The 10,491-nt window shown below is 75.3% G+C and carries 7 protein-coding genes; all 7 read left to right on the top strand.

The window, feature by feature from the left end:
- The first annotated feature begins 4 nt into the window (after nucleotides 1-4).
- The 7 genes from OG417_RS53800 (at nucleotide 5) to OG417_RS53770 (ending at nucleotide 10,481) form a co-directional block, all read left to right on the top strand.
- Nucleotides 5-2,080: a fibronectin type III domain-containing protein gene (locus OG417_RS53800; RefSeq protein WP_329247604.1), complete on the top strand. Its 2,076-nt coding sequence runs from the start codon at nucleotides 5-7 to the stop codon at nucleotides 2,078-2,080.
- A 75-nt stretch (nucleotides 2,081-2,155) separates the two neighbouring features.
- A complete protein-coding gene (locus OG417_RS53795) occupies nucleotides 2,156-3,136 on the top strand; it encodes an AAA family ATPase (RefSeq protein WP_329247602.1) in 981 nt (326 codons plus the stop codon).
- A gap of 3 nt (nucleotides 3,137-3,139) precedes the next feature.
- Entirely contained in the window at nucleotides 3,140-4,282 is a 1,143-nt protein-coding gene (locus tag OG417_RS53790) for a DUF58 domain-containing protein (RefSeq protein WP_329247599.1), read from the top strand.
- Nucleotides 4,279-6,369 carry a transglutaminase family protein gene (locus tag OG417_RS53785; protein ID WP_329247596.1) on the top strand — a complete coding sequence of 697 codons (2,091 nt, stop codon included), beginning with the start codon at nucleotides 4,279-4,281 and terminating at the stop codon, nucleotides 6,367-6,369. Before OG417_RS53790 ends, OG417_RS53785 begins: the two co-directional genes overlap by 4 nt.
- A complete protein-coding gene (locus OG417_RS53780) occupies nucleotides 6,366-7,850 on the top strand; it encodes a protein kinase domain-containing protein (RefSeq protein ID WP_329247593.1) in 1,485 nt (494 codons plus the stop codon). Before OG417_RS53785 ends, OG417_RS53780 begins: the two co-directional genes overlap by 4 nt.
- Before the next feature lie 51 nt (nucleotides 7,851-7,901).
- A complete protein-coding gene (locus OG417_RS53775; protein ID WP_329247591.1) occupies nucleotides 7,902-9,659 on the top strand; it encodes a hypothetical protein in 1,758 nt (585 codons plus the stop codon).
- An 87-nt stretch (nucleotides 9,660-9,746) separates the two neighbouring features.
- A complete protein-coding gene (locus tag OG417_RS53770) occupies nucleotides 9,747-10,481 on the top strand; it encodes a hypothetical protein (RefSeq protein ID WP_329247588.1) in 735 nt (244 codons plus the stop codon).
- Nucleotides 10,482-10,491 lie beyond the last annotated feature (10 nt).

Genomic DNA, 10,491 nt, shown 5'->3' with positions numbered 1-10,491 from the left:
CCCGGTGACCGTTCACGAGGAGGAACGCGTGCTCGGCAGCCTGCAGGACCACGTGTGGCGTGCCGTCCGTGCCGTCATGGCGCGGCGGACGCCGGGCCGGACGATCGCGGGTGGGCTCGCGGCGACGCTGCTCCTCGCCGGGGTCGCGTTCGCGGCCGGCAAGGGGATCGCCTCGGCCGGTTTCTCGACGCACGCCGGCACCGCCTGGCTGGGGACCACGCCCCGGGGGTCGGTGACGCTCGTCGACGGCACGAGCGGGCGGCCGTCGGCGGAGATCGTCCTTCCCGGTACGGCCGGGCACCGGCTGCAGATCAGCCAGGACGGCGACACGATCCTCGTGTACGACCCGAGCACCGGTGTGCTCACCAAGATCGACTCTGGGCGGCTGACGGCCGGGCCGGCGCGGGCGACCGTGCCCGGCGTGCGGCTGGTCGCCGGGGCCAAGGCCGCCTACCTGGTGGACTACGGGGCCGGCACCGTGCAGCGCATCGACCTCGCCACGCTGGAGAACGTCGGGGCGGTGATCCGCGTCCCCGGGCACCTCGGCACCGCGGGTGTCGACGCCCAGGGCACGCTCTGGTTGCCGCGCGCCGACGACGGCATGGTCGTGCCGGTCACCTCGGGCGGGCTCGGCACCCCCGTCGACGTCCAGGGGCGCGGCTCCAACATGGCCGTGTCCGTCGTCCGCGGGCGGCCGGTCGTCGTGGACGGCACCAAGGGCCGGGTCAGCGTGCTGACCGCCACCGGTGTCGCCTGGTCGGCGGCGCTCCCCGGGGCCGCCTCCGGCGCGGCACTGCTCGCCCCCGCCACCCAGGACAAGGGCCGGCTGCCGCTGGTCGACAAGACCGGCGGCCGTCTCTTCGTCGTCGACACCGACGCCCACAAGGTCCAGTCCGTACGGCTCGACAACGGCGGCGGGCACGACCTCGGCGCGCCCGCGATGAACGGCGACCGCGTCTACATCCCGGACCAGTCGACCGGCTCGGTCCTGGTCTACTCGACCACCCACCACACGTGGGAGCCGTCCTTCCCGGTCGGCGGCAAGGCAGGGCCCATCGACACGCTGCCCGAGAACGACGCCGTGTACTTCAACGACACCGAGAGCTCGCACGCGGTCGTGGTCGGCGCCGACGGCACGCCGCGCCCGGTGCAGAAGTTCACGCCCGTACGGCCGGGGGCCAGGAAGTCGCCGAGCCCGGCCGGCCCGGTGCTGCCCGGATCGACGCCGAGCGCTCCGGCGACCCGGCCCACCGTCCCGGGCAGCGGCCCCTCCGGACCCGTCACCGTCCGTACGCCCGGCCCCGGCACTCCGTCCCGGCCGTCCGACACGAGCGGGCCACCCGACCCGTCGGGCATCCCGACCACCCCGAGCGGCACGCCCACGGACGGCACGGACCCCACCCCGACGCCGCCTGGCGACACGACGCCGACGCCTCCTGCGAACACGACCCCGACTCCGACCCCGACGCCCACGGACACCGTCCCGGCGCCCGAGCCGCCGGGCGCGCCGACCGGTGTCGACGCGGCGCCGCAGCCCGGGGGTTCGGTCCGGGTCTCCTGGAGCCCGCCGTCGGGCGCGCCTAAAAACGTCTCCTACACGGTCTTCTACTCTGATGGCGATGACTCCTCCGGCTCGGTGCAGACCACCAGCACCGTCCTGACCGTCGACGCGACCCGGCTCGTCTTCCTGCGCACCTACACCTTCTCGGTGACCGCGCACACCGACGGCGGCGACTCGTCGGCGGCCACCGCCAAGGCGCGGTCCGGCGGCGATGGCAAGTCCTTCACCGTCGACGTGTCCAAGACCACGACGGATCCGGTCAACCCGTGCACCGACCTGCCGAACTGCCGGGCGACCATGCGCGAGGACCCCACCCACACGAGCGCGTCGACCGGCGAGGCCCCGCAGGGCGCCACCGTCGTCGGCTACTGCCACAAGGACGGGCAGTCGATCGGCAACGACGACGGCGTCCGGTCGACGCAGTGGATCCTCATCGAGCACGACGGCGAGCGCGGCTACGTCAGCACGCTGTGGCTCGGCGGGGCGGACGCCTACGAGAGCGTCTGGCCCTGCCCATGACGCGACCCGTGACGCGGCCCATGACGCGGCCCGTGACCCACTGAACCACGACGTCCGACAGGAGAGAGGCACCCGATGACTCTGACGACCCAGGCGCCGCCGCCACCGCTGCCGGTCGCCGAGTACGCGCACCGGTTCACCGCCATCGGCGACAGCGTCGCCCGCGACATCAAGGGCAAGCGCGAGGTCGTCGACGCCGCGCTCATCTGCCTGCTCGCCGAGGGGCACCTGCTGGTCGAGGACGTGCCCGGCGTCGGCAAGACGTCGATCGCACGCGCCCTCGCGGGGGCCCTGGGCGTGAGCTGGGGGCGGATCCAGTTCACCCCGGACCTGCTGCCCTCCGACGTCACCGGAGTGTCGATCTTCAACCAGCGCACCCAGGAGTTCCAGTTCCGGCCGGGCCCGGTCTTCTCCTCGATCGTCCTCGCCGACGAGATCAACCGGGCGTCGCCGAAGACGCAGTCGGCGCTCCTGGAGGTCATGGAGGAGCGGCAGGTGACGGTGGACGGCATGGCGTACCCGGTCCGCCGGCCCTTCATGGTCGTCGCGACCCAGAACCCGGTCGAGATGGACGGCACGTACGCGCTGCCGGAGGCGCAGATCGACCGGTTCACCATGCGGCTCACCGTCGGCTACCCCGACCACACCGCCGAGATGGAGGTGTTGAAGACCCAGGCGAACGGCCACCGCGCCCGGCCGGTGTCCACGGTCGCCGACGAAACCGCGGTCGGCGAGATGATCGCCGCCGCCCAGCGGGTGCACGTCGGCGACCCGGTCTACGACTACGTCGTACGGCTGACCGCCGCGACGCGGACGGTGCCCGGCGTACGGCTCGGCGCCAGCCCGCGGGCCGGGATCGCGCTGCTGCGCGTCGCCCGCGCGCACGCCGCGGCGAGCGGGCGCGACTTCGTCACGCCGCACGACGTCAAGGCGCTGGCCGTCCGGGTCCTGGCGCACCGGGTGCTGCTGACGGCCGAGGCCCAGGTCGGCGGCAGGTCCGCCGAGGACGTGGTCCGCGGGGTGCTCGCCTCCACGCGGGTGCCGGACGGGAGGTAGGCCGTGCCCACCCGTACCGGCATCGCCCTCCTCGTCGCCGGCCTGTGCTGCCTCGCCGGGGGCTACGGCCTGGGCTACACCGAGCTCGACGTGCTCGGCTGCGCGGCGCTGCTCGCGGTCGTCCTCGCGGTCGCCGCGGTGGCGTGGCGGCCGTCGCTGGAGCTGTCCCGCGACCTGCAGCCGACGCGGGTGGCGCGCGGCGAGCCCGCGGTCTGCGTGCTGAGCGTGCGCAACACCGGCCGGCTGCCGATGCCGCGCACGGTCGTGCACGACCGGCTCGGGTCGCGCCGGGTGCCCGTCGAGGTGCCGTTCCTGCGCCCCGGCCGGGAGACCACGCTGACGTACCGGCTCGACAGCACGCGGCGGGGCGTGTACGAGGCCGGGCCGCTGCGCTGGGAGCGGCGCGACGGCCTTGGCCTGGCGTCGGCGGGCGGCGAGGCCGGCGACGTCCGCGGCCTGTACGTCCACCCCGTGGCGCATCCGATGACCATCGTCCCGTCGGGCCGGGCGCGCAACCCGGAGGGCCCGGCCGACACGGTCGTGGCCAGCGGTGCGGCCTTCCACCGGCTCCGCGAGTACGTCGCGGGCGATGACCTGCGGCAGATCCACTGGCGGTCCACCGCCCGCACCGGCTCGCTCATGGTGCGCGAGAACCTCGACACGAGCCTGCCCGCCACCACCGTCCTCCTCGACACCGCGTACATGGGCTACGACGGCGACGTCTGCTTCGAGGAGGCCGTCGAGGTGGCCGCGTCCGCGCTGGTCGCGGCCGTACGCCTGGGTTTCCCGGCCCGATGCGTGGCGGGCGGGTCAACGGTCGAGGCGAAGGGGGACGCGGCGGAGGCGCTGGACTTCCTGGCCGGGCTGTCCCTCGGCGCCGGGCCGGGGGTGAGCGGCCTCGCGCACGCCCTGCCGCACCGGCGTACGGGGGCCGCGCTCATCGCGGTGACCGGGCGGGCCGGCGACGCCGACCTCGCGGCGCTGCGGCAGGTCGCCCCGCGGTTCGACCGTACGGCGCTGATCGTGCTCCACCTCAAGGGCGTGGCCGCGCCCGTGGCGACGGACGGCGCGGTGCCGGTCATCGCCGCGACCGGCGCGGCCCAGGCGTGCGCCCGCTGGAACGACCTCGTGGGAGCACGGCCGTGAGGCGGGTGCTCACGGCGGCGCTCGCCGGGGTCGCGGGACTGGCGTTCGTGCCGCTGTGCGCGACGCGGGTGCTGCTCGTCGTGCCGTTCGCCGCGGTCCTGGCCACGGTCGTCGTCGTGACCGCCCGGCGCGGATCCCTGCTGGTCGCGCTCGCGGGCTGGCTCGTGGCCGGGCTGCCACTGGCGCTCGCGTTCGGCGCCGGGACCGCCGGCGTGCCCGACGTCGTCCGCGGCGGCCTGGTGGACGGGTTCCGGATGGCGCTCACCCAGGCGCTGCCGCTGCCCGCGACGCCGGCCGTGCTGTTCTGGGTGTTCACCCTGGTCTGGTGGGCGGCGTACTGGGCGGGGCGCGCCGCCGACCCGCGCGTCACCCCGCTGCTCGCGCTCCTGCCGCCCGGCCTCGTGCTGCTGACCGGCATCGGGTTCGGCGTCTCCCAGCCGGGCCGTGGGCTGCCGGTCGCCGCGCTGTTCGCCGGGCTCGCCGCCCTTCTGCTGGCGGTCCGGAGCGGCGCCGGCCTCCGGCGGACGCTCGTCGCGGCCGTCACGTGCGCGGTCGTCGTGCTCGGCGCCCTGACCGCCGCCGCCCGCCTCCCGTACGAGGGGAAGCGCCCGGTCTTCGACCCACGCGCGCTCGTCCACCCGCCCGAACAGCTCGAACACCAGCTCAGCCCCCTCGCGTACGCCTCGCTGTGGGCCGCCGAGCCGCCCCGCCGCCTGCTGACGCTGACCACCGCCGCCCCGGTGAACCAGCGGCTCGCCGTCTTCGACCACTACGACGGCCTCGACTGGTCCTCCGGCGCGTCGTACGTCCCGGTCGGCTCTCGTCTGCCCGCCGGTGGACGGCCCGGCCGGTCCGTACGGGAGAGTGTGGCCGTCGACGCCCTGCCGTTCGCCTGGCTGCCCGCCCCCGACCGGGCCACGGAGGTGACCGGGACGCTCGTGCGCGTCGACCGGACGGCGGGCGTGCTGACCACGGCGGGCGGGCACGCCGCCACCGGGCTGCGCTACAGCGTGACCGCGAGGGTCCCGAGCCTGACCGCGCGACAGGCGGCCGACGCGACCCCGGCGTACGGCCCGGCGTACCGCGACACCCTCGACGTGCCGGCGGACGTGCCGCCCTCGATCCTGGCCGACGCGGAGCGGCTGACGCGGAACGCCGTGAGCCCGTACCAGCGGCTGCTCACCCTCCAGGACCGGCTGCGCACCCAGGACCGGTACGACGTGCGCGCCGCGCCCGGCCGTACCGTCGGGCACCTGCACTTCTTCTACGACAAGAGCCACCGGGGGACCGCCGACCAGTTCGCCACGGTGTTCGCGCTGATGGCCCGGCATCTCGGCTTCCCGGCGCGGATCGCCGTCGGCTTCACGCCGGGCCACCCGGTCGGCGGCGGACGGTACGAGGTGACAACGGCCGACGTCGTGGTCTGGCCCGAGGTGGCCCTGCGCGGGCTCGGCTGGGTGCCGTTCTACCCCGTGCCACGGGCCGGCGACGGGGGTGGCACGATCGGCCGGTCCGTGGGCGAGCCGCCCGAGCGCGCCGCGCTGGACCGGACCGTCGCCGCCCGAGGGACCTCGGCGCAGCCGAAGCAGACCGCCGCCGCGCGTACCGCCCCGGCGTCGCCCGGCGCGTCGGTGTACCGCTGGTGGCCCGTCGCGCTCCTGCCGCTCCTCCTGCTCGCCGGCTACCTGCTGCCGGGGCCGGTGACCCGTGCGTTGACCCGGATGCGGCGCCGGTCCGGCACCCCGTACGAGCAGGTGGTCGGCGCCTGGCAGGAGACGGTCGACGCGCTCGCCCGGCTGCCCGGCGCCGGCGACCTGACCACCTCGACCGCCGAGGAGGTCACCGAACACACGCGAGGCCGCCTCGGCGATGTCGCCGGCGCGCACATGGAGAGCCTCGCCCGCCACCTGTCGGCCTCGGTGTTCTCCGGCCGCCCGGCCGGCGAGGCCGACGCCGCCGCCGCGTGGCTGATCGTCGCGCGGATGCGGGCGCTGGTGGACGGGCGGGTCACCCGCGCCCAGCGGTTCCGCGAACTCGTGCGCCCCCCGTGGGCGGCCGTACGCCGCACTGTGAAGGAGACGAAGTGAAGCTCAGGCGGTCGAGAACGGCCGAACTCTCCGTCCCCGACGGCTACACCGGGCTGACACGTGTGCCGGCGGCCGATCCGGTGGTCGCCTTCCACGCCGTGCAGGAGGGCGTCGGGCGGCCGGTCCTGGTGTTCGTCGCGCCCCACGCCGGCGACTTCGACCGGTTCCGCGCGATTTTGGCGAACCTCCCGCAGCGGCCCGGCCTCGCGACGGTGTACGACGCGGGGCGCACGAAGGCCGGCCACCCGTACGTCGCGACCGCGGCGCCGGGCCGGTCGCTGGGGGACCGGATCGACGCGGGCGGCCCGCTACCGCCGCCCGCCGCCGTCGCGTTCACGGTACGGCTCGCCGAGGCGCTGAGCGCGGCCCACGACGCCGGCATCGTGCACGGTGACATCCGGCCGGAGTACGTCTGGCTCGCCGACGACGCCGCGCCCGAGCTCACCGGCTTCGGGCTGTTCTCCCCGGCCGCGCCGCCACTGACCTGGGCGCCGACCGGGTGCGTCCACCTCGCGCCGGAGGTGCTGGAGGGCGCCGAGCCCGGCGTCGCCGCGGACGTGTACGCCCTCACGTCCGTGCTGGCCACGGCGATCGCCGGGGAGCCCATGCACCTCGCGGCGGCCTGGGCCGGGCAGGCGACGCTCATCCAGCGCAAGCTCGAACCCCTGTCCGCGGCCATCACCCGCCCGGACGTCCCGGACGGCCTGCTCGCCGTGGTCCGGCGCGGGATGGCGGCGGACCCGGCCGCCCGGTACGCCTCCGCCGCGGACCTGGCGGCGGCGCTGCGCGGCGTCCAGACCGCCGAGACGAACGAGATCGCGCGTCCGGCCGAGGCGGCGCCCACGTTCACACCGCCGGACCCCGCCGCCGAGAAGGCCCTGACGACCGCTCCTGGTGACGCCGTGACCGAGACGCCGGGGCCGCTCGTCGAGACGCTTCCCGGCCTGGAGCTCGAGACGGCGGAACCGGGCGGGCCGGGCGCGCGGCGCGTGCTGGTCGTGGCCGCCGCCGCGCTGGCGATCGTCGCCGTCACGGGCGTCATCGGGCTGCTGGGAAGGGGCCGGTCGCAGGAGGCGGCGGCGCAGCGGCCCGCCCCGACACCCGCCGCCCCGACGCCCGCCCCGTCGCACCCGGCGCCCACCGCCACCCGGCAGGCGCCCGTCCTCAGCAAGCTCGAACTGACCCGCTACCAGCCCGCCAAGCTCAAGGCCGTGCCCGCGCCGCAGCAGGCCGTGCTCACGTGGTCCCTGCCCCCGGACGCCCGGCGCGACGGCGCGGGCATCATCATCCGCCGCCAGCCCGCGGACGATCAGCCGGTCGCCGCGCTGTCGCGGACGAACGGCCGGCTGCCGGAGACGTACGTCGCGGTGCCGCTCAAGCCCGGTCAGCAGTACTGCTTCCTGGTCGGTGTGCTCCTGCGGCGGGCCGACGGCGGGACGGCGCTCGCGCAGTCCGGACCGGTCTGCGCGATGCCCCGCTGATCCGGCGCGGGCTGGGCCATAGTTGAGGCGGATGACGGCAGGAGGCGTTCGGTGACCACGGGCGGAGCATCCGGCGCGGACACCGCGCAGGACGACCTGACGCTGAGGATGCCCCGCGAGGACCTGTCGCTGAGCCGGCTGATGCCCCGCGTGGCCAAGGCCTTCCCGCTCCGGATGCTGCTGAGCTTCAAGCTGGTCACCCGCCTGTTCGAGGCGCTGGTCGCGCTCCAGAGCGGCGTCGGCCACGGCCGGCTCCTCGCGCTCGCGGCCCTGGGCTGTGGCGTGCTCGACTGCCTGCTCGCGCCGATACTCAGCGGCCCCGGCCGGCGGATCGTGCCGCGGGTGGCGCTGGACACGCTCGACGTGGCGCTGTGGTCGCTCGCGCTGCCCGGGTCCGGCGACGTGGTCGTGATCGCGGCCAGCCCGGTGATCACCGAGGCGGGGCTCTGGTACGGCACCCGCGGCCTGGTCCCCCCGGTCCTCGTCGGCTGCGCGGCCACCGCCACGCAGGCCGCGGTGGGGCACTTCACGCTGCTGACGCTCCTGTGGCCGGGCTTCGCGGCCCTCGGCGGACGGCTCATCCGGGTCTACCTGCTGGCGCGCTGGCGCGAAGAGGCGCGGCTCATGCGGCACCACATCGAGGCCGCGGTCAGCCAGGCCGAACTCGCCGGACAGAACAGCGTCGCGATGGGCGCGGACTCCGTGGTCGACCTCCTCGTACGGACGGCACCGCTCATCGCGCAGTACGAGCCCGCGCCGGTCCCGGCGCCGTTCTCGGGGTGGAAGGCGGCCCTGGCCGAGGCGTGCGGGCGCCAGTCGACCTACCTCGGAGTCGCGCTGCTGCGCTGGCAGAGCGCGTACAACTCGCGCAGCCCCGACCTGTCCACGGACGTCGAGCTGCGGATCAGCCCGGGCGCGGGCACCCTCCTGCTGTCCCCGGCTCAGGCACGCCACCTGGAGTCGGACCTCGACGCGATGGGGCCGCGCGGCACGGTGACGGTCGACGCGCCGCATCTCGGGCCGCCCGGCCAGCGGCAGGAGGTCCTCGTGGACGGCCGGACGGTCATCGTCCCGGCCGACCCGCGGCCGGACTCCTGGCCCATCACCGCGGCGCCGATCGCGTTCATCGGCGGCGCGATGGTCGTGCTCTGCCAGTCGGTGCCGGCGTGGGAGGCGGTGCCGCTCTGGCTCACCGCGCTGCTCGCGGCGGTGAACATGGTCGCGGCGTGGTGGGCGCACCGCAACGCCGGCCGCGACCCGCGCGACCTGGCGCGGCGGGTGATCCCGGTGGCGCTGCTGCTGGGCGCGCTGCAGAGCGTGGTGACCTCGGTCGCGATGCGCGTGGGCAGCGGCCGTCTGCCCTTCGAGTTCTTCCTGCACTGGGTGGTGCCGCTGGTGTACGTGCACGCCCGTGACCTGCGTCGGAGCCGACTGCCGTTGGTCGCGGCGGGGCTCGCGGCGGCCCTCGGCACCGGTGCGCTGGCGATGCCGCCGTTCCGGGCCGTGGACGCGTTGATCGGGCTGTGCTGGTTCGCACCGCCGGTGCTGACCATCATGGGCGTCCGCGACATCCTCGACCAGGACGTCGCCGACATACACGCCCAGCGCGTCCGGATCAGCGACGAGGCGGTCCGCGAGGGGTTCCGCCGGGGGCGCCTGCTGGTGGTGGAGCTGACCGGCGAGGCGGTCGATCAGCTACAGGGCCGCTACCGCGCTCTCGGAAACGCGGTTCCGCGTTATATGGGCGAGGAGATCGAACGTCGATTGGAGGAGGCGGGCGCCATGCTGGCCACGGCCGCGGCCGACTGAATAACCATTCCTTTCTAGAATGGAATGGTTTATCCGCACGGAATCCGTAATCATGTTGGCGTAGGTTCCAGGTGCGGGGAGGGCGGCATGCCGCGGCCTGTCGATGCGTGCGTCCGCGTGGTGGTCGTCGACGACGACGCCGTCAACCGACACGGGATGGCCGCCCTGCTGTCCGCCTCGGACCACATCACGCTGGTCGCGGCGCTCGACCACGACGAGGCGCTGGCCGCCGACGGCGTGTGGAGTGAGGCCGACGTGGCGATCGTGGACGCCGCCGACCACCGCCGCCCCAACGACCAGTTCCCGGGCGTGGCCGTCGTCGAGCACATCCGCCGGCACGCCGGGCGGCTCACCGTGATCGTGGTGACCGGCCACTTCTTCGACGACGCCGTACGCCGCCGCATGCGCGAGGCGCGCGCCGACTTCTTCTACCACCGCGCCGACATGGCCGACGCGCAGGCGCTGTACGACGCGGTGCTGCGCCCGGAGGGGGCACGCCGCCGGGTCCCCGAGCCGCGCGACCCCGAGGGCCAGTTCCGGCACGGGGTCAGCGAGCACACGCGCGTCAACCGTGCGGTCGGCTACGCGCTGGAGAACTCCCTGGAGGAGCGCCTGGCCGAGCACGCGGAGCCGCGCAGCCGCCGCTGGCTGCGGCTGCGCGGCGACTTCAACCGCGTGGCCCGGCTGACGCCGGTCACCAGCGACGGCCGCCGCCCCGACCGGCCGCAGGAGGAGCCCTCCCTGCCGCAGATCACCCGCTTCATCGCCTGGGCGATGAAGGTCAAGCACCCGACCTCCGACAACGACGAAACCCCTGCCTGAATCCGCCCGC

Source organism: Actinoallomurus sp. NBC_01490, from assembly GCF_036227085.1.
Taxonomy (GTDB): Bacteria; Actinomycetota; Actinomycetes; order Streptosporangiales; family Streptosporangiaceae; genus Actinoallomurus; species Actinoallomurus oryzae.
The sequence above is the reverse complement of the archived record's forward strand: the minus strand, read 5'-3'. Positions and strand labels throughout refer to the sequence as shown.